Origin of the sequence: Micromonospora sp. WMMD812 (assembly GCF_027497215.1) — a bacterium.
Taxonomy (GTDB): Bacteria; Actinomycetota; Actinomycetes; order Mycobacteriales; family Micromonosporaceae; genus Micromonospora.
Genome location: NZ_CP114904.1, coordinates 3934554 through 3958181, shown reverse-complemented (window position 1 = coordinate 3958181; position 23628 = coordinate 3934554). Strand labels below are relative to the sequence as shown.

At 73.8% G+C, this 23628-nt stretch carries 28 protein-coding genes, 1 tRNA gene and 2 pseudogenes; 20 read left to right on the top strand and 11 right to left on the bottom strand.

Translation table 11 applies throughout. The features are described 5' to 3' along the window. Positions 1 to 9: 9 nt before the first annotated feature. From O7603_RS18150 to O7603_RS18120, 7 genes are all read left to right on the top strand, one after another. A complete protein-coding gene (locus tag O7603_RS18150) occupies positions 10 to 168 on the top strand; it encodes a hypothetical protein (protein ID WP_007455302.1) in 159 nt (52 codons plus the stop codon). Positions 169 to 174: 6 nt separating this feature from the next. Then, entirely contained in the window at positions 175 to 1050 is an 876-nt protein-coding gene (locus tag O7603_RS18145) for a PH domain-containing protein (RefSeq protein WP_281570995.1), read from the top strand. Between the two features lie 103 nt (positions 1051 to 1153). Next, on the top strand, positions 1154 to 1996 hold the full coding sequence (locus O7603_RS18140) for a SigE family RNA polymerase sigma factor (RefSeq protein WP_281570994.1): 843 nt from the start codon (positions 1154 to 1156) through the stop codon (positions 1994 to 1996). Positions 1997 to 2052: 56 nt separating this feature from the next. Continuing rightward, positions 2053 to 3258 carry a hypothetical protein gene (locus O7603_RS18135; RefSeq protein ID WP_281570993.1) on the top strand — a complete coding sequence of 402 codons (1206 nt, stop codon included), beginning with the start codon at positions 2053 to 2055 and terminating at the stop codon, positions 3256 to 3258. Between the two features lie 21 nt (positions 3259 to 3279). Next, positions 3280 to 4158: a PHP domain-containing protein gene (locus O7603_RS18130; protein ID WP_281570992.1), complete on the top strand. Its 879-nt coding sequence runs from the start codon at positions 3280 to 3282 to the stop codon at positions 4156 to 4158. Positions 4159 to 4198: 40 nt separating this feature from the next. Continuing rightward, positions 4199 to 4813, top strand: coding sequence for a MarC family protein (locus tag O7603_RS18125; RefSeq protein ID WP_281570991.1), 615 nt, complete (start codon positions 4199 to 4201; stop codon positions 4811 to 4813). A gap of 44 nt (positions 4814 to 4857) precedes the next feature. Continuing rightward, complete coding sequence (locus tag O7603_RS18120) at positions 4858 to 5793, top strand: PD-(D/E)XK nuclease family protein (RefSeq protein ID WP_281570990.1); 936 nt, start codon at positions 4858 to 4860, stop codon at positions 5791 to 5793. Positions 5794 to 5977: 184 nt separating this feature from the next. Here O7603_RS18120 and O7603_RS18115 read toward each other — a convergent pair whose 3' ends face one another. Together O7603_RS18115 and O7603_RS18110 are read right to left on the bottom strand one after the other, a co-directional pair. Further along, a complete protein-coding gene (locus O7603_RS18115) occupies positions 5978 to 6877 on the bottom strand; it encodes an oxygenase MpaB family protein (protein WP_281570989.1) in 900 nt (299 codons plus the stop codon). 32 nt (positions 6878 to 6909) lie between these two features. After that, the gene (locus O7603_RS18110) at positions 6910 to 7338 is read right to left on the bottom strand and encodes a Fur family transcriptional regulator (RefSeq protein ID WP_281570988.1); all 429 of its coding nucleotides are present in this window, start codon (positions 7336 to 7338) and stop codon (positions 6910 to 6912) included. A gap of 196 nt (positions 7339 to 7534) precedes the next feature. On the opposite strand from O7603_RS18110, the gene O7603_RS18105 reads away from it, so the two are divergent. After that, the gene (locus tag O7603_RS18105; protein ID WP_281570987.1) at positions 7535 to 8017 is read left to right on the top strand and encodes a DUF2231 domain-containing protein; all 483 of its coding nucleotides are present in this window, start codon (positions 7535 to 7537) and stop codon (positions 8015 to 8017) included. A gap of 48 nt (positions 8018 to 8065) precedes the next feature. Here the strand turns inward: O7603_RS18105 and O7603_RS18100 are convergent, their stop codons facing one another. After that, complete coding sequence (locus O7603_RS18100) at positions 8066 to 8401, bottom strand: hypothetical protein (protein ID WP_281570986.1); 336 nt, start codon at positions 8399 to 8401, stop codon at positions 8066 to 8068. A 117-nt stretch (positions 8402 to 8518) separates the two neighbouring features. Here O7603_RS18100 and O7603_RS18095 point away from each other — a divergent pair, with 117 nt between their 5' ends. Continuing rightward, on the top strand, positions 8519 to 8692 hold the full coding sequence (locus O7603_RS18095; RefSeq protein ID WP_281570985.1) for a hypothetical protein: 174 nt from the start codon (positions 8519 to 8521) through the stop codon (positions 8690 to 8692). Positions 8693 to 8699: 7 nt separating this feature from the next. Here the strand turns inward: O7603_RS18095 and O7603_RS18090 are convergent, their stop codons facing one another. The 3 genes and pseudogenes from O7603_RS18090 to O7603_RS18080 all read right to left on the bottom strand — a co-directional run. Further along, positions 8700 to 8978, bottom strand: a complete 279-nt coding sequence (locus O7603_RS18090; protein WP_281570984.1) for a hypothetical protein — start codon at positions 8976 to 8978, stop codon at positions 8700 to 8702. Between the two features lie 436 nt (positions 8979 to 9414). After that, positions 9415 to 9762 carry an FmdB family zinc ribbon protein gene (locus O7603_RS18085; RefSeq protein WP_281570983.1) on the bottom strand — a complete coding sequence of 116 codons (348 nt, stop codon included), beginning with the start codon at positions 9760 to 9762 and terminating at the stop codon, positions 9415 to 9417. A gap of 194 nt (positions 9763 to 9956) precedes the next feature. Next, a pseudogene (locus O7603_RS18080) lies at positions 9957 to 10568 on the bottom strand (5-formyltetrahydrofolate cyclo-ligase); the annotation flags it as partial. 85 nt (positions 10569 to 10653) lie between these two features. Between O7603_RS18080 and O7603_RS18075 the strand changes: the two are divergent. The 6 genes from O7603_RS18075 (at position 10654) to O7603_RS18050 (ending at position 17565) form a co-directional block, all read left to right on the top strand. After that, complete coding sequence (locus tag O7603_RS18075) at positions 10654 to 13269, top strand: diguanylate cyclase (protein WP_281570982.1); 2616 nt, start codon at positions 10654 to 10656, stop codon at positions 13267 to 13269. 9 nt (positions 13270 to 13278) lie between these two features. Beyond that, positions 13279 to 14235 carry a UTP--glucose-1-phosphate uridylyltransferase gene (locus O7603_RS18070; protein ID WP_281570981.1) on the top strand — a complete coding sequence of 319 codons (957 nt, stop codon included), beginning with the start codon at positions 13279 to 13281 and terminating at the stop codon, positions 14233 to 14235. Next, on the top strand, positions 14232 to 15515 hold the full coding sequence (gene glp / locus O7603_RS18065; RefSeq protein ID WP_281570980.1) for a gephyrin-like molybdotransferase Glp: 1284 nt from the start codon (positions 14232 to 14234) through the stop codon (positions 15513 to 15515). Before O7603_RS18070 ends, glp begins: the two co-directional genes overlap by 4 nt. Positions 15516 to 15644: 129 nt before the next feature. Beyond that, positions 15645 to 16295 carry a GNAT family protein gene (locus tag O7603_RS18060; protein WP_281570979.1) on the top strand — a complete coding sequence of 217 codons (651 nt, stop codon included), beginning with the start codon at positions 15645 to 15647 and terminating at the stop codon, positions 16293 to 16295. A gap of 177 nt (positions 16296 to 16472) precedes the next feature. After that, positions 16473 to 17267 (top strand): hypothetical protein, encoded by a 795-nt coding sequence (locus O7603_RS18055; RefSeq protein ID WP_281570978.1) that lies wholly within the window; start codon positions 16473 to 16475, stop codon positions 17265 to 17267. A gap of 224 nt (positions 17268 to 17491) precedes the next feature. Next, a tRNA-Ala gene (locus tag O7603_RS18050) sits at positions 17492 to 17565 on the top strand. Between the two features lie 60 nt (positions 17566 to 17625). On the opposite strand, the gene O7603_RS18045 is transcribed toward O7603_RS18050, so the two are convergent. Next, positions 17626 to 17802 (bottom strand): hypothetical protein, encoded by a 177-nt coding sequence (locus tag O7603_RS18045; protein ID WP_281570977.1) that lies wholly within the window; start codon positions 17800 to 17802, stop codon positions 17626 to 17628. A 141-nt stretch (positions 17803 to 17943) separates the two neighbouring features. Here O7603_RS18045 and O7603_RS18040 point away from each other — a divergent pair, with 141 nt between their 5' ends. From O7603_RS18040 to O7603_RS18030, 3 genes and pseudogenes are all read left to right on the top strand, one after another. After that, complete coding sequence (locus O7603_RS18040; protein ID WP_281570976.1) at positions 17944 to 18375, top strand: hypothetical protein; 432 nt, start codon at positions 17944 to 17946, stop codon at positions 18373 to 18375. Beyond that, positions 18372 to 18668, top strand: coding sequence for a transcriptional regulator (locus O7603_RS18035; RefSeq protein ID WP_281570975.1), 297 nt, complete (start codon positions 18372 to 18374; stop codon positions 18666 to 18668). The genes O7603_RS18040 and O7603_RS18035 overlap by 4 nt, the downstream gene beginning before the upstream one ends. A 98-nt stretch (positions 18669 to 18766) precedes the next feature. Beyond that, a pseudogene (locus O7603_RS18030) lies at positions 18767 to 19252 on the top strand (transposase); the annotation flags it as partial. On the opposite strand, the gene O7603_RS18025 reads toward O7603_RS18030, so the two are convergent. Both O7603_RS18025 and O7603_RS18020 read right to left on the bottom strand, forming a co-directional pair. Further along, entirely contained in the window at positions 19240 to 20142 is a 903-nt protein-coding gene (locus O7603_RS18025; protein ID WP_281570974.1) for an NAD(P)H-binding protein, read from the bottom strand. The pseudogene O7603_RS18030 and the gene O7603_RS18025 sit on opposite strands and share 13 nt — an antisense overlap. A 92-nt stretch (positions 20143 to 20234) precedes the next feature. Continuing rightward, positions 20235 to 21089, bottom strand: coding sequence for a hypothetical protein (locus tag O7603_RS18020; protein WP_281570973.1), 855 nt, complete (start codon positions 21087 to 21089; stop codon positions 20235 to 20237). Between the two features lie 287 nt (positions 21090 to 21376). Here O7603_RS18020 and O7603_RS18015 point away from each other — a divergent pair, with 287 nt between their 5' ends. After that, a complete protein-coding gene (locus O7603_RS18015) occupies positions 21377 to 21973 on the top strand; it encodes a TetR family transcriptional regulator (protein WP_281570972.1) in 597 nt (198 codons plus the stop codon). A gap of 139 nt (positions 21974 to 22112) precedes the next feature. On the opposite strand, the gene O7603_RS18010 is transcribed toward O7603_RS18015, so the two are convergent. Then, positions 22113 to 22304, bottom strand: coding sequence for a general stress protein CsbD (locus tag O7603_RS18010; protein ID WP_281570971.1), 192 nt, complete (start codon positions 22302 to 22304; stop codon positions 22113 to 22115). A gap of 182 nt (positions 22305 to 22486) precedes the next feature. On the opposite strand from O7603_RS18010, the gene O7603_RS18005 reads away from it, so the two are divergent. Beyond that, entirely contained in the window at positions 22487 to 23131 is a 645-nt protein-coding gene (locus O7603_RS18005; RefSeq protein WP_281570970.1) for a GNAT family N-acetyltransferase, read from the top strand. A 70-nt stretch (positions 23132 to 23201) separates the two neighbouring features. On the opposite strand, the gene O7603_RS18000 is transcribed toward O7603_RS18005, so the two are convergent. Beyond that, positions 23202 to 23621 (bottom strand): hypothetical protein, encoded by a 420-nt coding sequence (locus O7603_RS18000; protein WP_281570969.1) that lies wholly within the window; start codon positions 23619 to 23621, stop codon positions 23202 to 23204. Between the last annotated feature and the right edge of the window lie 7 nt (positions 23622 to 23628).

Genomic DNA, 23628 nt, shown 5'->3' with positions numbered 1-23628 from the left:
TGGCCCGCCATGGTCAAGAAGGTCCTCACCTGGGCCGGTATCGCATTCTTGATCTTCTTCGTCGCCTACCGGCCGAACTCCGCCGCGGACGTGTTCAAGTCGCTCGGCGGCGGGATCATGGACATCGCCCAGGGCTTCGGCGACTTCTTCACCAGCCTCGTCGCCTGACCGCCCATGGGCAGCCCCGCCGGTCCACCGTTCGACCCCGACGACCCCGATCGGGAACGCCGGGAACGTGACACCGAGCCCATCCCCCGGGTTCCCCCGGAGGAGGGTCCCGGCTACGGCTCCGGCCCGGGTCTCTCCGACGGTCCCTCCCTTTCGGACGACGTCGGCTACGGCGACGGGCCCGGCTACGCCGGCGAGGGCCGCTCCGGGCGGTCCTGGATCCGCGACCCGGAGGCCGGCTACCAGCCGCCGGCGATCTCCGAGGACGAGTTGGCCGGTCTGCGCGCCGACGCCGCGGGAAACACGCCCCGGCGGGTGCTGCCGCTGGAGGACGAGCCCAGCTCACTGGTGGCCCGCTACCTCTTCCCCACCGAGCGCTACCGCGGGGAGTGGAAGCGGCACTGGATCCACCTCGCCACCCCGATCCTCATCGGGATCGCGGCGACCTTCGTGCTCGGCTACCTCTCCGGCTTCCTCGCCGGCCAGGACGTGGGCGCGCTCACCACGGTCGCGGTGCTGCTGTGGTTCGCCGTGATGGGCTGGGTGGCGTGGAAGGTCGCCGACTGGTGGTACGACCGCTTCATCCTCACCAACAAGCGGGTGATGGTGGTCAACGGAATCATCACCCGCCGGGTGGCCATGATGCCGCTGGTCCGGGTCACCGACATGAAGTACGAGCAGACCCCGAGCGGCCGGGCCCTCAACTACGGCACGTTCGTGCTCGAGTCGGCCGGCCAGGAGCAGGCGCTCCGCGAGATCAAGAACCTACCCAACCCGAACGAGCTCTACCTGCGTGTGGTGGAAGAGATGTACGAGCCGCAGGCGGTCGAGGCCCGGTTGGGCAAGGAGCAGGACGAGGCCAAGGCGGATGACGGCGCTTGACCGTTTCGGTCCGAACAACCGATGAAATGAGCACCTTTTGCCGTCGACCTGGGCACCTCGGTCATGGCAGCCTGCCAGGACGGCCAGGTCATGGAGGTGAGCGGTGGCGAGCAGGGATCCGCTGGAGGAGGAGTTCCGCGAGTTCGTCGCGGCCCGCTCCGGAGCCCTGCTGCGCACCGCCTACCTGCTGACCGGCGACTGGCCCACCGCTGAGGACCTGCTCCAGACCGCGCTCACCAAGACCTACCTCGCCTGGAAGCGGCTCGGTGGGATCGAGGCGATCGAGCCGTACGCCCGGCGTGTGATGGTGAACACGTCGACCAGTTGGTGGCGACGTCGCTGGCACGGCGAGCGTCCCACCGAGGTGCTGCCGGAGTTGCCTGCGGCCGACGAGATCGAGCGGCAGCTCGACCGCGACGTGCTCTGGCGGCACCTGAGCGCCCTGCCCACCCGGCAGCGGGCGGTCCTGGTGCTCCGCTTCTACGAGGACATGTCGGAGGCGCAGACCGCCGCGCTGCTCGGCATCTCGACGGGCACGGTGAAGAGCCAGACCTCCCGGGCGCTCGGCACGCTGCGGCGGCGGATGGGTGCCGAGGCCGCGCTCGACCTGCCCGCCGAGTCGACGCCCGCGCCGGTGCGGGCACCGCGACCGGGGCGGCTACGGCCGGCCGTGCCCTCGGGATCGCCGTCCGCTGCCCCCGTGGCGCGGTCGTCCGAGCCGTCCGTACTGCCGGCCGCACCCCCGTTCGACCCGACCGTCGGCCTGGAGGCCACCGCGCCGACGGCCGGGCGTGGCGACCAGCCCGCCGACGCCCCGGCGGTGATCCGTCCGGCCAAGGACCCGGCGGGCGCGCCCGCCGAGGACGTCCCGGTCCCGGCCGTCGCCCTCCGCGGCGCGCCGATGCCCGTCGTACCGGCCGGCATCCCGCACGGGGAGCAGCGGTGAGCGCGAACCCGCGTCGAAGTGACAACCCGACGGACGCCCCGACGCGTCCATTCCAGGTGACGCAAGACGAGCTGGAACGGGCGGTGCGGGAGACGTTCTCCCGGCAGGTCGCCATGCCCCGGCCGCTCGCCGCCGACCCCGCGGGTCTGGCCATCCGCCGGGCTCGGCGCATCCAGCGCCAGCGCACCCTGACCGGGCTGGCCATGGCCGCCGTCGCGGTGGTGGCGGTCAGTACCGGGATGGCCCAGCTCGGCGCCGAACCGCGCCGGCCCACCCAGCCGACGGTGGTGCTGGGCGACCCGAATGCCTCCGGCCGACCCGATCCGCTTCCGTCGTCGGAGTCGCCGAAGCTCGACCGGCCGCCGTCCGGGGTCGACGTGATCGTCGGAAACGCCCTCGCCGCCACCGACGGGCAGCAGGTGCCGCTGGCCGGGATCGGCCCCGCCGACCGGGCCCAGCGGCTGCCCGAGAACGCCGGCTGGATGGTGGTCGGCGCGCCCACGGCCGCGGGCCGCACGCTCTGGGCCGTGTCTCCGGACGGCGCCGCCCAGGTGTTGCTGGCCGGCGCGGACGCGATCACCGTGGCGGCCGGTGGGCGGCAGGTGGCCTGGCGGGACGGCGCCGAGCTGTTCGCGGCCGGAATCGTCGGCACGCAGCTCATCTCGCCGGTGAAGACTCCCGCGCCGGCGACGGCGGTGCCGGTCGGCTTCCTCGGGGACGCCGTACTGGTTCGGCCGGATCCGGCCCGGCCCGGTCACACCCTGTGGCGTCCGGCCGTGGGCCCGCTGGCCGAGGGCCGCGACCGGGACAGCCTGAACCTGTACGGGGTGCTGCCCGACGGCCGGGTGGTCGCGCAGGTCCCCGGCGGCAGCGCCGACCGCCCCTGCCTGGGCCTGCTCGATCCGAGCCGCGAACTGGCCCCGGTGAGCACCGGGTGCGGGCCCACGCTGAGTCGCGACGGGCTCGGCGCGGTCTCCGTGGACGGGCGGTGGCTGCTCGTGAACGGCACGGAGGGGCGCACGGCGAGCGCCCTGCTGGTCGACCTCTCCCGGATCGGCAAAGACCCGCAGGCCCGACCCGCCGGCCCGCCGGTGACCGGTGCGGTGACCTGGTCGTCCGGGGAGGAGGCGGCGTACGTGGACGGCTCGGGCCAGCTGGTGCGGCTACGGGTCGACGACGTGATGGCCGGCAAGCGAGCGGCGGCGACCCCGATGCCCGGCGCCGGCCCGAAGAACCCTCCCGTGGTCGTGACCGGCTCCTGAGCGCCCGGTAGCGTCCGAGCGGTGATTCCGCCCACCGGACCGGCCGACCGGATCGACCTGCACACCCACTCCACGGCCAGCGACGGCACGCTGAGCCCGGCCGAGCTGGTACGCGCCGCCGCCGACGCCGGGCTCGACGTGGTGGCGATCACCGACCACGACACCACCGCCGGGTGGGCGCCCGCGCTGACCGCGCTGCCTCCGGGGCTCCGCCTGGTCCGGGGCGCGGAACTCTCCTGCCGGTGGTTCGGCGCGGAGCCGGCGGTCCCACTGCACCTGTTGGCGTACCTCTTCGACCCGGACCACCCGGAGCTGGTCGCCGAGCTGGCCCGGGTGCGGGCCGCGCGGGAGGCGCGCGGCGAGCGGATCGTGGACCTGCTGCGGGCCGACGGCGTCGACATCAGCTGGCCGGAGATCCTGGCGGGCGCGGCCGGCGGCACGGTGGGACGGCCGCACATCGCGCAGGCGCTGATCCGGGTCGGCCTGGTCACCAGCACCAGCGAGGCCTTCGGGCCGGATTGGCTGGGCGAACGCTACCGGCTGCCCAAGGAGGACCTGGACGTGTTCCACGCGGTCCGGCTGGTCCGCGCGGCGGGCGGCGTACCGGTCTTCGCCCACCCGCGCGCCACCCGCCGGGGCCGGGTGGTGCCGGGCGGGTTGATCGCCGAGCTGGCCGCCGCCGGGCTCGCCGGGCTGGAGGCCGACCACGAGGACCACTCCCCGGACGAGCGGGCGCACGTCCGCGCGCTCGCCGCCGAGCTGGGGCTGCTGGTCACCGGCTCGTCCGACTTCCACGGCACGCACAAGACCGTCCGGCTCGGCGCGTTCACCACCGCCACCGAGGCGTACGAGCGGATCGTCGCCGAGGCCAGTGGGGTGACCGGCGTCGCTTCCGGCTGATCCCCGGATCGCCGCTCAGAGCCGCCGTTAGGTTGATCAGGTGGATCTGAAGCTCTTCGGCGAGGTGTTCGTGACCCTGCTGGTGATCACCGACCCGCCGGGAATGCTGCCGATCTTCGTCGCGCTGACCGGCCCGCTGCCCGCGCGTGACCGCAACCGGGCAGCGTGGCAGGCGGTCGCGCTGGCCCTCGGTGTGATCGTGATCTTCGCGGTCGCCGGTCAGACCCTGCTCGAGTACCTGCACGTGGACCTGCCGGCGCTCCAGGCCGCCGGTGGTCTCCTGCTGGTGCTGGTCGCCCTGGAGCTGCTGACCGGCAAGGGCGACGAGCCGAGCGGGCCGTCCACGTCGAACGTCGCGCTGGTGCCGCTGGGCACGCCCCTGCTCGCCGGCCCCGGTGCGATCGTGGCCACGATGCTCTTCGTCCAGCAGGCCGAGGGCGCCACCGACTACGTCGCGATCGCCGCCGGGATCGTCGCGGTGATGATCGCGGTCTGGATCGCGTTGCGCTTCTCCGGCGGGATCGTCAAGATCCTGCGGCCGGGCGGGATCGAGGTGCTGACCCGCATCGCCGGCCTGCTGCTGGCGGCGATCGCCGTGCAGCTCATCGCCGACGCGGTGGCCGCGTTCGTCACGCAGTACGTGAACATGAACTGAGCGCGCCGGGCCGGCTGTCGTACGTGGATGGCAGGATCGCAGGCGTGCGACGACCCACTCCAGCCGGCCGACCGTCCCCCGCGGGCCGGGCGCCGCGCCCCCGCGACGGGCAGGCCGAGCAGCTCGGCTTCGAGGGCATGCCGGAGCGGCTCTTCGTGTGCACGCCGAGCAAGCTCGGCGCCTACGCCGACTGCCCCCGCCGCTACCGCTACTCCTACGTCGACCGTCCGGCGCCGCAGAAGGGGCCGCCCTGGGCGCACAACTCGCTCGGCGCCAGCGTGCACACCGCCCTGCGCAACTGGTATGCGCTGTCCCCCGAGCGACGCCGGCCGGAGGCGCTGGCCGGGCTGCTCCGGGGCACCTGGGTGCGCGAGGGCTACCGCGACGACGAGCAGGAGCGGGCCGCCTATCGGCGGGCGCTCGGCTGGCTGGAGGCCTACGTCGACACGCTGGAGCCCGGGGTCGACCCGCTCGGCGTCGAGCGGGTGGTGGCGGTCAAGACCGCGGTGCTGGCCTTCAACGGCCGGGCCGACCGGATCGACTCCCGCCCCGGGCCCGACGGTCCCGAGCTGGTCATCGTCGACTACAAGACCGGCCGCACCGGGCTGGACGCCGACGACGCGCGCGGCTCGCAGGCCCTGGCCCTCTACGCGTACGCGGCCGAGCGGGTCTTCCGCCGGCCGTGCCGCCGGGTCGAGCTGCACCACCTGCCGACCGGCACGGTGGCCGGGCACGACCACACCGTCGAGTCGCTCGCCCGGCAGGTCGACCGCGCGGAGGAGACGGCCCGCGACATCATGGCCGCCGAGCGGGCGGTCGCCGACGGCCGAGATCCCGACGAGGCCTTCCCGACCACGCCGAGCCCTCGGTGCGGCTGGTGCGACTACCGGCGCACCTGCCCGGCGGGGGCGCAGACGCCGGGCAAGGAGCCGTGGGCCGCGGTCGAGCGCCCCGCCGACGCGGGGCCCGGCGCGGCCTGAGCGCCGGGTCGACTTAGGCCCGGCGCGGCCCGACCTCGCCCGGTCGACGTGAGGCCGAGCCAGAACCGGCTCAGATCCGGTTTCGCCGCCGGCCGGCTCAGCCGCCGGCTGGGGATGGCGTCGCCGGCGCATTGGCCCGCGTTCCGGCTCGCGTCTCGGCCCGCGCTGTTGCTCGCGAGTCGGTCTACGGCTGGGCCAGGCTTCCGGCGTGCCTTTCGGCATCCGGCTCGGCCGGTGCGGCGGTGCGGCGGGCGGCGCGCGCCTTCGCGGCCTGCTGCAACGGCCCCTCCCGCCAGTTGCGGGGCAGCGCGGCGAGGGCCAGCCGCAGCGTCCGCACGGTCAGATCAGCCGACAGGGCGGTGCTGGGCAACCCGAGTCCGCCGTACATCCGGCGGGCCCAGGCCGGCAGCAGCGCGAGCGCGGTGCCGGCGATGCCGAGGTACGCCCACCGTGGCGGGCCTAGGGTGAGCCCGAGCCGGGCCGGCAGGCTGAGCTTCCACGGCAGCGGCGGCGCGGTGAGGAAGAGCGCGGTCTCGGCGGCCTCCCGGGTCATCCGCAGCTGTGGGCGGACCGTCCGGTAGTAGTCCGCCACCTCGGCGGCGGTGCCCGGGACCGTGGCCGGGTCCAGGCCGACCAGGGCGGCGGCGCGGCGCTGCTCGGTGTAGTAGCCGTCCGCCTCGGCGGGCGTCAGGGGCAGGCCGGCGCGCCGGGCGGTGTCCAGGAACGACTCGACCTCGGTGACGTGCACCCAGCGGAGCAGGTCCGGGTCGTCGATGCGGAACTGCTCGCCGGTGACGGGGTCGGTCGCCCGGAGCCGGGCGTGCAGGCGGCGCAGCCGGCGACCGGCCTCCTCCGCCTCGGCCGTGGTGCCGTAGACGGTGGTGCCGACGTAGTTGGCGGTGCGGACCAGGCGACCCCAGGCGTCGGTGCGGTAGTTGCTGTTCTGCGCCACGCCGGCCATCGCGCGGGGATGCAGCGCCTGCAGGTAGAGCGAGCGGAGGCCGGCGACGATCAGGATCGGCTCCTCGTGCAGCTTCCACGTGACCGAACCCGGACCGAAGAGGCCTAGGTCATCGGAGTCCACCGACCAAGAGTGCCATGCGCCGGCGGCGCGGGTCACTCGTCGGCGGTGCGGCGGGCCTGGCAGGTCGGGCAGAGCCCCCAGAAGGTCACTTCCGCCTCGTCGACCTCGAAGCCGTGCGAGACGTTCGGGTCGAGGCAGGGGGCGCTGCCGACGGCGCAGTCGACGTCGGCGATCTCGCCACAGCCCCGGCAGACGACGTGGTGATGGTTGTCGCCGACGCGGGCCTCATAACGGGCAGGGCTGCCGGCCGGCTCGATCCGACGGGACAGGCCGGCCCGGGACAGTGCGCCGAGGACGTCGTACACCGCCTGGGTGGAGACGGAGTCGAGCCGCTCCCGCACCCGGCGGGTGATCTCGTCGACCTCCAGGTGGCCGCCCGCGGCCAGCACGTCCAGCACGGCGAGGCGCGGCCGGGTGACCCGCAGGCCCCTCGACCGGAGCAGTTCCTCGCCGTTCGACATGCGCCAATGACAGCACGCGCGACCTGCGTCGACAACCTTCCGACGGTGAGGCGTGGCCCCGACCACAGCCCGACACCGGCTCCGGCCCCTGAACCGGACCGGGACGGCCTGCGTGTAGCCGGACGAGAGCCTGGGCGGGCGGACCGGCGAACCGTAGGCTGGCTGACCGCGAACCGAGATCCTTCCGGAGGTGCCGATGTTCGAGCAGATCCAGGGCCTGCCGGTCCACGTCCTGGTGGTGCACGCGGTCGTGGTGTTCGTGCCGCTGCTCGCGGTGCTCGCCGTGGCGTACGTCGGGCTGCCCCGCTGGCGGCCCCGGCTGGACTGGGCGGTGGGGATCCTCGCCGTGCTCGCGCCGCTGACCGCGTTCGTCGCCATCCAGTCCGGTGAGGCCCTCACCGACGCGCTGGTGGCGCGGGGCTTCCAGGGGCCGATTCTCGATCAGATCTTCGAGCACTCCCGGTACGGGGACATCCTGTTCCGGCTCGTCCTCCCGCTCGGCATCGTGGTCCTCCTGCTGCTGGTCGCGACGAGCGGGCACCGGCGGGTGCCGAAGCTGCCGCCGCTGGTCACCCCGGTCCTGTCGGTCGCCGTGGTCGCGCTCGCGATCGCCTCGCTGGTCTACGTCTTCCTGACCGGGCACTCCGGCGCCGAGACCGTCTGGGGCACCACGCTCTGACCGCCCTGCCGGCCGGACCGGCCTCCTCGAGCGGCGGCCGGCCGGCGCTCAGAAGATGATCCGGGAACAGAGCACGCAGACCAGGATCACCAGCACCACCCCGGCCAGCGCGCCGAAGCCGTAGGTGACCCGCTGCGCCCGCTGCTCCGCCGCGTCCAGCGCGGCCATGTCCTGCGGCGGCAGGCTCCGCGGCGGGGCCGGGCGCAGGTGTACGGGTGGCCGCCAACCGGCCGGTGGCGGCGTGCTCGGTGGCGGCCCGGTGTAGCCGCCAGCTGCCCCGCTGCCGCCGGTGGGGGCCGCGGACTGGTCGGGCAGCCCCTCGCTGCCGGCCGGTGGCCGCCGCCAGTAGTCGTCCGGGGAACTGCCGCCGGTGGGGTTCGTCACGCCGTCCGACGCTACCAACGCCAGGGCCCGCTCACCGGGGGACGCGGCCGTCGCCGGACCGGGCGCACCGGCTCGGCGGCCGGGGCGGCGGACGGGCCTGCGCTACCCTTGCCGGTCGTGAGCACCAAGGACCCGGGTTTCGGCGGCGACGAGAACCGCACGGTCGACCTGAGCGACGACTTCGAGGTGCTGCCCGAGCAGACGGCCGACGACACCGACCGCGGCTGGGGCGAGCGGACCGGCGGCAACGACGACTGGCTGCTCGCCGAGCGCCCCCCGCACTGGGACTGACGGACCCTCAGTCGCGTACGACGACGGCGAACCGGCTGCCCTCCGGCTGGCCGACGGTGCGCTGCGCCTGGTCGGGAGCGAGGGCGAGGTAGAGCGCGGAAGAGCCGTCGGTCGCGCCGGCGCCCACCACGTCGAGCACCAGCGCCCGGGTTGCCAGCAGGCTCGCCTCGGCGGGGCGACCGCCGGCCGGCACCGCGAGCAGGTCGACCCGGGCGCCCCGCCGGACCACCGCGAGCGCGGCCGGCTCGGCCAGGCGGACCGGGACGCCCACCGCGCCGGCGGGCAACGGCAGCGGTCCGCCGCGCCGGTCCGGTCGACCGGCTCCGGCCCGGCGACCTTGTCCGTGCCACTGGCCGCGCCCGGTGCGGCCGGGGACGCCGTCGGCGCGGCCACCGGGGTCGGCGGGCAGCCGGGCGGGGTGTGCAGCAAGACTGCGGCGAGACCGAGCAGCACGGCGACCAGGCTGGCGCGGAGCAGTGCGCTGCCGCGCGGGAGGTGCGGCCGGCGTACCGGGCGGAGTGATCCTGCCCTGCCCGTGCCTCCGCCGGCCATCACACGCCTCCCGCCCTCGGCCGGGCGCCGAAGCGGCACCCGATGGGCGGCACGCTACGGGCTGGTGGGCCGGCGGCCCGGCCGGGTAGCGACGGGCTGTGGACAACGGCCCGCCCTGTGGACAACTCCCGTGCGCTGTCCCGCTGTGCTAGACGGCGGGAGCCCCGAGGTCAGGACGCGGAGCTGGAGCCGCTGGCGGCCGGGGCCTTGGTCGTCCCGCCGCTGGACGAACCGCTCGACGACGACGTGGACGTGGTGGTCGACGTGGTCGAGCCGGACGACGACTCGGACTTCGCGGGCTTGGCGGCGCCACCGTTCGACGCGGTGTCGCCACCGCCGGAGGACCGGGAGTCGGTGCGGTAGAAGCCGGAGCCCTTGAACACGATGCCGACCGAGTTGAAGACCTTGCGCAGCCGCCCCTCACACGCCGGGCACTCGGTCAGCGGCGCGTCGGAGAAGGACTGCACCGCCTCGAGCTGGTGGCCGCACGCGGTGCAGGCGTACTGGTACGTGGGCACGTTCTCCTCCGGTTCTGGACTCGGCCGGTTGGCACTCAGCGCATTCGAGTGCCAATGGTGCGTCATGCGCCCCGGGTTCGTCCAGCGGACGTGTGGGGCGCGACACTCGGCGGCGCACCCGGCGCGGCAGCCTCGTCGGACGCACCGGACCCGCCGGACGCACCCCCCACACGTGGCAGGGACGGCGGGGCGGCGTCCAGCGTACGCAGCCCGGCGGTGGGGGTGACCACCGCGCGTACCGGACGGTCGTGCGGCTCGGCCGGCACCGCCGCGACCAGTTCCCCGTCGTGCAGCGGGACCACGGTCAGGGTCGGTGCCGGCACCCGGGCCAGCGCGCGGTCGTACGAGCCGCCGCCCCGGCCCAGCCGAATCCCACGCCGGTCGACCGCCAGCGCCGGAACCACCACCAGCCCGGCGTCGGTGATCGCCCCCACCCCGAGCCGCGGCCCGGTCGGCTCACGCATCCCCCGGCCGGCCGCGGCGAGGGAGTCGGCCCCGTCGTAGCGGGCCCAGTCGAGATCCAGGTCGGGGCGGAGCACCGGCAGCAGCAACTCGCCGCCCGGCGGCAGCGCGGCGCGCAGCGCCTCCGGCAGCTCCGGCCCGCCCGGCTCGGAGCCGACCGGCACGTACGCCGTCACCCGGACCGGGCGCAGCCGGTGTACCAGAGCGACCAGCTCGGCCTGGACGCGCGCCGCGGCCGCCGCCCGGGCCCGGGCGCTCAGTTCCCGCCGGCGGGCGAGCAGAGCCGTACGCATGTCGCGTTTCGCCACATGGGTCACTTCCGCTTCATCAGAAAATTCCGGCACGCAACACTCCTGACGCAACGCCTCTCCCATGGTTGCTCTGTGTCAGCATCGCAGCATCGGAGGCGGAACTTCCGGGGGGAACCGAGTGACGCTACGCGGGCGGTTGACGGCGGCCTTCCTCGCGGTCGTCCTCGGCCCGGTCCTGCTCGGCGCCCTCTTCGTCGCCTCGACCGTCGACGCCGTCGACCGCGGCCGTTCCACCGAGCGGCTGGCCGTGGCCGCGGCGACCGTGCGTACCTCGGTGGACGCCCTCTGCCAGCAGTTGCGCGCCGCGGCCGACGCGGTCGCGCTCGCCGCCGGTGACCGGGCCGGCACCGCGGGCCAGGTGGTCAGCCGGGGCCTGGCCGCCGCGGTGGTGGTGCGGGACACGGTCGGCGAGATCACCTACGCCACGCCCGGCCCGCCCGCGACGCCGTGGCAGGAGTGCGCCGGCCCGGCACCCGCTGACGGCCCGGTCGGGGCGCTGACCGCCCGGGTCGACCTGCGGGACCGCGCCGGCACGACGCTCGGCACGGTCACCGCGGCGCAACCGGTCGACCCGGCTTTCGTGGCCCGGCTGGCCGCGGTGACCGGCGTCGCGGTCACCCTCCTCGACGACGGCACCGGGCCCGCGCGGGTCACCCACACCACCGAGTCGAGGGAGGTACGCGACGCGGTGCTGGCCGCCGCCGGCACGCTCGACGGCGAGCAGGTCAGCGAGACCGACGACGGTCGGTACGTACGCCGGATCGGGCCCTCGTCCACCCAGCCGCTGCCGCTGGTGCTCTCCGTGCCGAGCGACCAGCCGCCCGGGCTGCACACCACGCTGGTCGCCGCCGTGGTGCTGGCCGCGTTGCTCGCCGTGCTGGCCGCCTGGCGGCTCGCCCGGGTCACCACCCGGCCACTGGTCGAGCTGGCCGCCGCGGCCGACCGGGTCGCGCACGGCGACCTGAGCGCCCGCGTCCCGGTCCGGACCCGCGACGAGGTGGGACGGCTCGCCGGCGCCTTCAACCGCATGACCCGGGAGACCGGCTCGTACGTGACGGCACTGACCAGCAGCCGGGACCAGTTGCGCGGCCACCTGGCGGTGCTGGGGGACACCCTCGCCAGCACCCACGACCTGCAACGCATCCTGCGGGTGATCCTGCACAGCGCGATCGCGGCGACCGGCGCCCGGGCCGGAGCGGTGCTGCTGGTCGACTCCGGCGGGCTGCTCGTGGCGCAGTGCGCCGAGGGTCTCGACGGGCGCTGGCCCGAGGGGGAGGCCCCGACGACCCTACGGGTGCCGGTCGGCAGCGGCGTGCTCGGCGCGGTCGCGGCCACGGGCGAGCCGCGGTGCGGCCGGATGGAACCGGCCGACGTGCCGCCGGGGGAGCCGCGCTGCCGGACGTACGTCGCGGTCCCGTTCGCCGCCCCCGCCGGGCTCGGCTCGGCCGGGCTCGGCTCGTCCGGCGTCCCGGCCGGGGCCGGTCCGGCGGACGGGCCCGCCGCGACGGGCGGACGCGGCACGGCCGACGGGGTGGCGGTGCCCGGCCCGGTCGGCCCGCCCGTGGACGCGGTACCCGGTCCGGCCGGCGCGGCCACGGCGGGCGCCGGGTACGGCGCGGACGACACACCGACCGCCGAGCTGCCCGGCGGCGTCGGCTTCGGGATTGGCGGGGAGGCGGGCGTCCCGGCGACCCTCGGCGTCCTCGCCCTCTACGACCGGCTCGGCGCGGACGAGTTCGACGACGACGACCTGGTCACCCTGCGCACCTTCGCCGGTCATGCGGCGGTGGCGGTGGACAACGTCCGGGTGCACGAGGAGGCGCAGCGCCTGTCCCTCACCGATCCGCTGACCGGGCTGTGGAACTACCGCTACCTGCGCGAGTCGATCCGGCGGGAGGTGGAGCGGGCGAGCCGCTTCGGCCGGATGCTCAGCGTGCTTGCACTGGACCTGGACCGGTTCAAGGACGTCAACGACACCTACGGGCACGCGGCGGGGGACACCGTCCTGGCCGAGTTCGCCCGCCGGGTCCGTGGCGAGATCCGCGAGGTGGACCTGGCCTTCCGGCAGGGCGGGGAGGAGTTCGTCCTGCTGCTGCCGGAGACGGACGCCCGGGGAGCGGCGATCGTCGCGGAGCGGCTCGGCGCGGCCATCCGGGACACCTCCGTCCCGGTCGAGGCGCACTCCGGCTCCCCGGTGCCGATCCGGGTGACCGTCTCCATCGGCATCGCCGTCTACCCCGACCACGCCAGCACCGGCCAGCAGGTGCTGGACGCCGCCGACGACGCGCTGTACGCCGCCAAGGCCGCCGGCCGGGACACCTACCGGGTCAGCCCGCGCCGGGCGCTGTTCGCGCGCGAGCTGCCGGTGCCGGCGGGCGCGATGAGCCCGCCGGACGGCCTGCCCCGCGCCGGCCGTGCCGCCGTGCCCACCCGGCCCGAACCCGCCGTGCCCACCCGATCCCAACCGGCCGCGTCGACCCGATCCGAACCGGCCGCGTCGACCCGGCCCGAGCCGGCCGTGCCGCTCCGCGCCGAGGTTCCCGCGGCGTGCGCCGCCGAGGTCACCGCGCGTGTCGAACCGGCGCCCGCCGAGGTCGAGACCACCGACGACTCGCTCGGCCCGGCGCTCACCGGCCCGGACGTCGCCCGGGCCGGGCCCGGTTCCCCGCGTTCGACCCCGGGCGGCGGCGCGTCTTCCGGGCCACACCCGCCGCGGCAGAGCCGTGGCCGATAGTCTCGCGGCATGTCGGTGCACTCAGCGAACTCCTCAGGTACGGCCGCCGCGACCGGCCGTACTCACGCGGTCAAGGCCGTCATCCCTGCCGCCGGTCTGGCCACCCGGTTCCTGCCGGCGACGAAGGCGGTGCCCAAGGAGCTGCTGCCGGTGGTCGACCGGCCGGTGTTGCAGTACATCGTCGAGGAGGCCACCCAGGCCGGCATCAACGACGTGCTGTTGATCACCGGACGGGGTAAGACCTCGATGGTGGACCACTTCGACCGCCGTCCCGACCTGGAGGCCCGGCTGGAGAACAAGCCGGAGATCCTGGCCGCAGTGCAGCGCCCCAGCGAGCTGGCCGAGATCTACACCGTCCGGCAGCCCGAGCAGCTCGGCCTCGGCCACGCCGTCGGGTACGCCGAGTCACACGTCGGCGATCAGCCCTTCGCGGTGCTCCTCGGCGACGAGTTCGTCAAGCTCGACCAGCCCCTGCTGCCGGCCATGCTGGAGCTCCAGGCCCGCACCGGGGGCGTGGTGCTGGCGTTCTTCGAGGTCGACCCGGCCGAGACCAAGCGGTACGGCATCGCCTCGGTCGAGCCGGCCGAGGCGGAGCTGACCGACATCGGCGAAGTCGTCAAGGTCACCGGCATGGTGGAGAAGCCCAAGCCGGAGGACGCGCCGAGCAACCTCGCCGTCCTCGGCCGGTACGTGCTGCCCGGGACGATCTTCGACGCGATCCGGCGTACCGAGCCGGGCAGCGGCGGCGAGATCCAGCTGACCGACGCGATGGAGCTGCTGCGCACCGAGGGCACGCCGGTGCACGCGATCGTCTACCGGGGCATCCGCTACGACACCGGCATGCCGCTGGGCTACCTCCAGACGGTGGTGCAGATCGCCGTCGAGCGCGACGACCTCGGCGCCGAGTTCCGCAAGTGGCTGGTCGACTTCGTCAACTCCGACGCGTCGGGTGGATCTGGTACATGACCGCGACGGCCGACGCCGAGGCGGCCGCGAACGAGTTGACGCCGCTCGCCGACTACCTGGGCAGCGTGCTGCGCAGGTTACGCGCGCTGCCTCCGCTCGACCTCGACCTCACCCAGGCGTACGGCAACGTCCTCGCCGAGGACGTCGTCGCGCCGCACGCCTTCCCGGCGTTCGACCAGGCGGCGGTGGACGGGTACGCGGCCCGCTGGGAGGACATCTCCGGCGCGGGCCGGGCCGCCGGCGGGCGGGCCGTACGCCTCAATGTGGTCGGTGACCTCGGCGCGGCGAGCTGGCGACCGGTCCGGCTCACCCCCGGCTCGTGCTTCTCGGTCGCCGCGGGGGCGCCGCTCCCGGTCGCCGCGGACGTGGTGGTCCCGGTGGAGTGGACCGACCAGGGCATGGCCGCGGTGGAGATCTACCGCACCCCCAAGCGGGGGTACGGCCTCCGCCGGGCCGGCGAGGAGGTGCCCGCCGGCACCGTGCTGGCCCGCGCCGGCACGTACGTCTCCCCGGCGCTGGTCGCGGTCTTCGCCGCCACCGGTATCGGGCACGTGGTGGTGCGGCCCAGCCCGCGGGTGGTCATCGTGGCCACCGGCGACGAGCTCGTCGACGTGGGCCGGGGGAGCCAGCCCGGCCAGGTGGTGGACGCGAACTCGCACGCGCTGACCGCGGCCGCCGTCGAGGCGGGCGCGCTGGCGTACCGGGTCGGGATCTGCGACGACGACCCGGAGGGGCTGCGCGGGCTGCTGGAGGACCAGACCCTGCGCGCCGACCTCATCATCACCACCGGTGGCACCGGTACCGGCCCCGGCGACATGGTCCGGCGGATCCTCTCCCGTCGGGAGGGCGGCCGGGCCGGGCCGGTGGCCTTCACCGACGTGGCGCTCTACCCGGGCACCGCGCTCGGGTTCGGCACCGTCGGGGCCGAGGAGGTGCCGGTCGTCTGCCTGCCCGGCGACCCCGGTGCGGCCCTCATCGGCTTCGAGGTGCTGGCCCGGCCGGCGATCCAACTGCTGGCCGGAGCCGAGCCGGTGTTCCGGCCCAGCGTCCGGGCACACCTGTTGGAGACCGTGTCGTCGCCCGGTGGACTGCGCGAGTTCCGCCCCGCCCACGTGGCCGAGCGACGCGGTGGCGGCTACACCGTCCAGCCGCTGAGTGGCGGGCCGTTCACCCTCTCCGGGCTGGCCGAGGCCAACGGCCTGCTCGTGCTCGGCGAGCGGGTCACCACGGCCGCCGCCGGGTCCACGGTGGACGTCCTGCTGCTGGACCGCCGACGATGACCGGACCCGCGAGCCCCGCCGCCGTCCACGGAGGGCCGGGCCGTCGGGTGCGCGAACCCGGCGGGCAGCGACCGGGGACGCTCGGTCCGTGCTCGCGAGATCCGCGGTCGCGGGCGTAGGGTCCCGCCCGTGAGCCTCTTCGGAACCGGACGACCGCCCGGCTGGCCCGCCGTCCTCGTGGACGGTCCGGTGGTGCTGCGGCCGTACCGGCGTTCGGACGCGGCCGCCTGGTCGGAGGTGCGGCGGGCGAACCAGAGCTGGCTGGCCCCGTGGGAGGCGTCGCTGCCCGGCGACTGGGACGAGCTGAACTCCCCGGCCGCGTTCCGCTGGGTGCACCGGGACCAGCGCCGCTCGGCGCGTACCGGCGAGGGGATGCCGTTCGCGGTCTGCCTGCGCGAGAACGGGCAGGAGCGCGTGGTCGGGCACCTCAACGTCGGCAGCATCGTCCGGCGGGCGTTCTGCTCCGGATACGTGGGTTACTGGGTGGACCACCGGGTGGCCGGGCGCGGCGTGATCCCGACCGCGCTGGCGCTCGCCGTGGACCACGCCTTCGGCCCGGGCGGGCTGCACCGGGTGGAGGTCAACATCCGGCCGGAGAACCGGCCGTCCCGCCGGGTGGTGGAGAAGCTCGGGTTCCGCGAGGAGTCGTACCACGTGCGCTACATGCACATCGACGGTGCGTGGCGGGACCACATCGGATACGCGATGACCAGCGAGGAGGTCGCCGCCGAGGGCGGACTGTTGGCCCGCTGGCACCGGGTACGTGCCGCGGCGAGGTGAACCGTCCCACGCACGGGATCGGCGCGCCGTACGGGCATCACGGACAGTCGCCCGTAACCTCAAGTAACTGCAAGCTGTGGCAAGCGCTGCATCGCCGTACGATCCACGCGGCCGACGCCGGTCGGCGAAAGATCCTGCGGCCGGGCGGCGGTTGCTCCGAATTCGGTGACGGGAGGGGTGAGGGTGCCGACCTCGGTGCTCCTCGCCGTCCTCGCCGCCGCCGGCCTGCTCGCCCTCGCTCCGGCGCTGGTTCGCCGGTACGACGCCACCGAGCGGCTGGTGGCGGAGCGGGCGCAGTCGACGGCGCGGGTGCTCCAGCGCCAGCGCCGCCGCCGTACTGTGCCGGGACGGCGGCCAGTGCACCCGCCCCGCTCCCTGGTAGTCACGCTCAGTGAGGATCCCGTTACGGGCGGTCTGAGTGCGCCGGTGTCCGGCCCACCCGCCGCGGCTCGCCGTTCGGGCCGGCTGAGCGCCGTGCCGCCCGCGCCCCACCGGGCCCGCCGCCGGCCGCCGCCCCGCCGGGCGCACACGCCGGCCGTCTACCGGCGCCGTCGGGTGCTCGCCGCACTGCTGCTGCTCAACGTCGTCGAACTGATCGGCGTGATCGTCGTCAGCCCCGGCTTCTGGATCAGCGTCTCCGTCACCGGCACGCTGCTCGTCGCGTACGTCGTACACCTGCGACAGCGGGCGATCGCCGACCAGCGGCGGCGGCGGGCGCGGGCCCGCGAGGCGGCCTGGCTGGCCGCCCGGCAGGCGGAGGTGCGTCGGGAGCAGGCCCGCCGGGCGGCGGCCCGCCGGGAGGCGCAGCGCCGCTTGGCGGCCCAGCGCGAGGTGGTACGCCGGGCCGCGATGGGTCTGGATCGGCCGGCCGACCTGCCCGCGGCGGCGAATGGCGGCTCGGTCTCCTACCGGCGCGCGGGCGGCCTCCGCGGCCGCCCCTACCAGTCCGCCCGCAATTCCCACCTGGCCTAACCCCCCGGCCCCCCCACTCGCGCGCCCCTCCACAGCGTCGATCATGCAGTTGTGGTGCCGGTTATTAGAAGGTTTGTGCGATTTGTGAGGCACCACAACTGCATGATCGGCAGGGGCGGCGTGGCGGGCGGGGGTGATTCGCCTCCCGGGTGCCGAACCTGTTAGCCTTGTCGCCGGCCCGCCCGGTGTCAGCCGGGTGGGACCGAAGCCGGTTCGCCGGCGGAGGGGCTGTGGCGCAGACCGGTAGCGCACCTCGTTCGCATCGAGGGGGTCAGGGGTTCAAATCCCCTCAGCTCCACCCAGTTCAAAGGCCGTTTCCCGTGGTGGGAGGCGGCCTTTTCCGATCTTGTACGGCAGCTCACAGGAACCGCTCGCCGAGCCGGGTGAGGGCCGTCTCGGTCGCCTCCGAGGTGACCTGGGCGTAGATGTTCATGGTCACGGCGATCTGGCTGTGCCGCAGAATCCGCATCATGACCCGGCGGTGGGCGTCGAGCGCCACCGGAAGGGTGGCGCAGGTGCGCCGGGTGGTGTGCACAGAGATCTTCCCGGACGCCGGCCTTGCGGCAGCGGGTCTCGAACTCCCGGTGAAAGCTGGGGCGCCGACCGGGGCCGCGGTTACGGCGCCTCATCCTGCAAATAGTTGCCAGGCCGGAAACTGTCTCATATAGTTGCCGGCATGGAAACTATCGATCCGAATTCCGATCCACACGAGGCATCCGCCGGACTCAAAGCCGTCGCCGATGCGCAGCGCGCAGTTCGAGATCGTCCATGGCCCCTCTGGCTGTACCCGGCCAACGCTCTGGTCCTGGGTGGACTGGCGCTGACGGGGCTCGTGGAGTCCTCGATGCTCGCTGCGTTCGTCGTGCTCGTACTTGGCGTTGCCCTAGCTGCGCTCAACTACTGGGCCGGTCACCTGATGGGCACGCCGTTCGCGGTTCCGACCAGCCGTGGCTTCCGCATCCTCGCCGCCCTATCCGGGGCGTTCGTGATCGTGTCGTTGTTCGCGCGCGCCGCGGACCTGGAATGGGCCATCATCGTGTGCGTCGCCGGGGCGGCGATCAGCTACAGCCTCGGTTCGGTGCTGCACTACCGGAGCACACACCGATGACCGGACAGCTGGACCCGGTCATCCACCCAACGCACCGGCTGAAGATTTGCGCCATGCTCGACACCGGTACGCCCGTGGAGATGTCCGTCATCAAGGACACCGTCGGCTTGAGCCGTTCCGCGCTCAGCAAGCAGGTCGCAGCGCTTGTCGACGCGGGATATGTCAACCAAGAACGCTCCCATCGCGACTCCCGGCGCATCTGGTTGACACTGACGAAAGAAGGCAAGAAGGCCTACCGCGCCCACGTCCAAGCGCTGCAAGAGATCGTCGCTGGCTCAATACAGCCCTCGTGAGGTTGCCGAAGTCCGATTCGGCGAACACCCACGTTGGCACCAGCGGGCGACACGGCAAGGACGCTGACCCCCGTAGAGAACCAGCGAACGCATCTCCCTCTGTGCAGGTGGCGGTGTTTCTGGCCTACGCCTCTGTCCGTGGGTACGCCCTGATCGATCGGGAGATCTACCTGCCGCACGGCTGGACCAACGATGCGGCCCGGTGTGCGGCCGCCGGCGCGCCGCCCACGGTCCGGTTCGCCAGGAAGATCACCCTGGCCCGGCGGATGCTGGACCGTACCTGGGAGTCCAGATCGACTGCCAGCACCAAAGTACAGCAGCCAACTGGGCCGAGCCCGACCGCGAGGACAGCCACCGGGCTGCCTGACCTCGCACCGAACCTCATTCAACCCGCCGTCAGTTCGCATCGAGGGGTCAGGGGTTCAAATCCCTCAGCTCCACCCAGTTCAAAGGCCGTTTCCCGTGTGGGAGACGGCCTTTTTCGATCTTGTTCGGCAGTGAAGTCCAGCGCTGAAGCGGCAGCGGCCCCGCGACAGTGGTCGCACTGGGGCCGGCGTTGGCCCGGGACGGGTCAGCCCAGGTAGAGGTCCTTGTGGGCGGCCACGAACGCCTCGATCGACTGGGGCGGGGTGCCCGTCACGCGCTCGACGCCGTCGGTCGTGCGGTCGTAACGGTTCTCCCGGTGCAGCCGGGCCATGGTGGCGACGTGCTGTTCGAGGTGCGGCGGCATTCCCAGCTTCGGCAGTTGGGCCTGCCACCGGTCCAGCGCTAGGTCCACATAGGTCACCGGACGATCCAGCGCCCGGGAGAAGGCCGCGGCCAACTCCGTCATGTCGACCGACCGCGGCCCGGTCAGCTCGTAGACCTGTCCGATGTGCGGAGCCGGGTCGCGGAGCACGGTGGCGACGACCCGTGCGACATCGTCCACGGCGACCGGCGAGGTGCGTCCGGTGCCGAACGGCAGCGCGATCGTGCCGTTCTCTCGAATCGACCGCGCCGCCATCGTGGTGAACAGGGGAGTGTCCAGGAACGCGGTCGGCCGGATGTGCACCACGGGCAGGCCGGACCAGTTCAGCACCTGCTCCGCCAGCCAGTGCAGCCGCTGCTGGTGCGACTCCTCGGTGCTGGTGGCGGTCATCTGCGACACCGTCATCTGCGACAGGTCGACCAGGGCCTCCAGTTGCCCGTACTCCTTCGCGACGGAGGCCGCCACAGTCGCCGCCAGCAGGTGGTCCGGCGACACGGCCATCGCGAAGTACATCCGCGTGACGCCCTGCAGCGCCGCCGCTACGGTCTCGGGCCGGGTCAGGTCACCGATGACGACCTCCGCGCCGAGCGCCCGCAGCTCAGCCGCACGCTCGTCCTCGCGACGGACCATGAAACGCACGGGCACCTCGTGAGCACGCAAATTTTCGAAGACAGTGCGGCCCACACCGCTGGCACCGGGGATGAGAACAAGGTTGCTGGCAACCATCGGTCGATCTCCTTGGAGTGATGGGATATCTGAGTGGCGGTGTGGTCAGAACGGTCAGTAAGGCGCTTTTCGCGACGGTGGGCGGCGAGCGCTCAGCCCTGGGTGGCGACCTGGCGGGCCCGGTTGGCGACCCGTCGGGCCAGCAGGCCCACCAGCAGCGCACCGAGCGCGGCCCACAACGCGAGGGTGATCAGCGGGCCGGCGACGTGGGCGCCGCTGAAGTAGCTGAGGTCGGTGACGGCCCGAATGGCGGCGCCGGGCGGAAGCAGCCCCGAGACAATGCGGGCCGGAGCGGGCAGCAGGACGACGCCGATGGTGGCGCCGCTGGTCGAGTTGCCGATGGTGAGGAGCAGCAGGGTGGCCACCGGGATGCCGATCGGGCCCAGCCAGGTGCCAAGCAGCTTGGTGGCGAACGCTGTCGCGGCGGCCAGCAGCGCGAGAGCACCCGCCAGGGGCAGGAAGGGTGCCGGTAGGGCTCCCAGGACGGGGCCGGCGATGGCGGCCGCGACGATGCCGCAGGCTGCCGCGAAGCCCCAGATCAGCCGGAACCGGTGGCGCAGGGGCAGCACGTGGCCGAGGCCGAGGGTGGCCTGGCCGAGAACGAACCCGGCGAGAGTCACACCGAACGCCACATAGAAGCCGGATAGTCCGCGACTGTCGTACTTGGCCAGCGGGACGATGTCCTCGGTCCGCAGGTGCTGACCCGCCTGGTTCGCATAGGTGGCGGCGAGGCCGGTGACGGCGTTGGTGGTGGACAGGCCGTTGGCTCCGGCCACGTCCAGCCGTAGCCCGCCGTCACTGTCGGGGCTGAGGGCCGCGACGGTGTCACGGTGGACGACCGCCCGGCGCGCCGACGCGGTGTCGGCTGCCTGGTGTACGTCGACTCGGTCGCCGAGCGTCTGCTGGACGTTCGTGGCGAGCTGCTGCCCGGCCACGGCCACTGGCACGGCCTGCGGCTGTGGATTGCGCTGAAGGCCCACATAAAGGCCGATAAAGGCTGATACCACGACCAGTCCGATGATCGCTGGTTGCAGCCAGGCCCGCACCGGCACCGTCCGTCGGGCGGACGGTCCGGACGGCGCAGGTGGCGCGGACGCCGCCGGCGTCGAGGGCTCGGTGGGCTCGGGCGGCGAGGTCATAGGTTCTCCACTGCTCTCGGCAATTAGATGTCGTCAACAATCTAAACAGTGCTACGATAGATGGCAAGTGACATCCATCTGAGGGGAGCGATCCCGTGGGCCGCGTGTCCCAGGCACAAGCGCAGGAGAACCGCCAGCGCGTCGTAGCCGTTGCTTCCCGGATGTTCCGTGAGAAGGGCACCGCGGTGAGCGTCGCCGATGTGATGAAGGCCGCCGGGCTCACCCACGGTGGGTTCTACAAGCAGTTCGCCTCCAAGGAGGACCTGGTCGACGAGGCCGCCGCCTACGCCTTCGACAAGCCGGCGGCATACTCGGCGGTGGCGATCGAGGAGCACGCCGGGGAGCCTGGGGCCGCCCGCCGGACGCTCATCGAGCGGTACCTCTCGGTCTGGCACCGCGATCACGCCGGGGAGGGCTGCCCCGTCTCCGGATTCGCCGCTGACCTGGGGCGCGAGCCCGACCAGGCCGCGCGTGCCCACCAGGCCTACCTCAACGGGGTACGGAATCTCGCCGCTCAGCTGGCCACCGGCGACGACGACGGCTTGGCCCAGCTCTGCACCATGGTCGGTGCCCTCGTCCTCGCCCGCGCCGCCCGGGGCAACCCGCTCTCCGAAGACCTGCTCCAGGCCGCGCGCACGGCGCTCACCGAGCGCGGCACCGAGCAGTCCGATCCGCGGCAGCGCACGGACTGACCGGGGCCGGCTGCCGGTGACGGCCGGGCCCGGCCGCACGGCCGACCGGGCCCGCAGGTCGACTTCAGACCGGGTCGAGCCCCGGCCCGCGGCCGGCGACGCCGCGGCTTCCGGGCCAGGGGCGTCGCCGTACGACGGATCAGCTCGTGAAGTTGTCCTTCGCGTCCCGAGCGTCCTCCTGGATGTGCTCGCCGGGCTGTTTGCCGCGGATCTCGTCCCGCTGTGCCACCCGATCCGCCCGGGACCGTTCTTCCTGGGTCAGGTCGCCCATCCGGGCCCGGGCCGGGCCGGCCAACTGCTCGATCTTGTCGTTCGCCCGCTCGAAGCTCATGTCGCCCTCCCTGCTGATCTGGCGGACCGGGGCGTTCGCCGCCTCCCTGGCTCGCGTCCCCGTCCACCAGTGGTGAAAACCCCACGGGCGGATCCCGAACCGGTCACCGGGCCGCAACCGGCGCGCGATGTCGAAAGCCCCAGCCGGTGGCGTGGCGCCGCTGGCTGGGCCAGGATTCACCCGTGGTTGATGCCTTCGAGCGGCGGCACGACGACCGCCGTGCGGACGTTCCGATCTCCGTCGTACCGGCGAACGAGGCGAGCTGGGATGACCTCCGGGCGGTGTTCGGCACGCGTGGCGAGGCGGCGCGCTGCCAGTGCCAGTGGTTCAAGGCGCGGGGCCGGGACTGGGCGTCGCTTCCCGTCGAGGCGCGGGCCGAGCGGCTGCGGGACGAGACGGGCTGCGGTGATCCGGAGGCCGACCGCACCAGCGGCCTCGTCGCGTACCTGGACGGCGAGCCGGTCGGCTGGTGCGCGGTCGAGCCGCGCACCGCGTACGAGCGGCTGCGGCACGCCCGGATCCCGTGGGCCGGGCGGGACGAGGACCGGGACGACGACGGCGTGTGGGCGGTGACCTGCTTCGTCACCCGGGTGGGCTTCCGCCGCCGTGGCGTCAGCCGTGCGCTGGCCGGGGCCGCCGTCGCGTTCGCGCGGGAGCGCGGTGCCCGCGCCGTCGAGGGCTACCCGCTGGTCCTCCGCCCCGGCCAGGAGGTGGCCTGGGGCGAGTTGTACGTGGGCAGCACCGGCATCTTCGCCGACGCCGGGTTCGTCGAGGTCAGCCGACCCACGCCCCGGCGAGCCGTGATGCGGGTCGACGTCACCTCGTAACCCGATGGCGGGTGACCCGAAGCCGGACGTGCCAACCCGTGGAGGAGCGGGCTCCACTTCGGGCGGCCAGTCAGTCGAGGAGCCAGCCCAACAACTCCTGCACTGGTGGAGTCAACGCGGAGACGGCGACGAGGGTCGTGAGGATCGTGCCGACGATCAGGCTTCGCGGATGCCCGGCGGCCCGCGACCGGGCCTTCGTGAGCCGGACGGTGGCAACGAAGGCCGTCGCCGCGGTGAAAAGCGGCGCCGTGCCGATCACGACGATCATGACCAGCGATGCCGGTCTCCAGAGGCCCGGCCACAGGTAGGCGTTCGCGGTGTACTCGTCGCCCTGCTGAGGCAGGTACAGGTGACCGGAGAAGGCGGCGGCGCGGCCGAGGGCGACGCCGATGGCCGCGACGTAGACAGCGGTCAGGATGAATTGGGTACGGGCCAGGGCGCGGCCGGAAGAGCCCGGGGCGGCGGTCAGATCGACATCAGCGGCTGTCATGACGCGC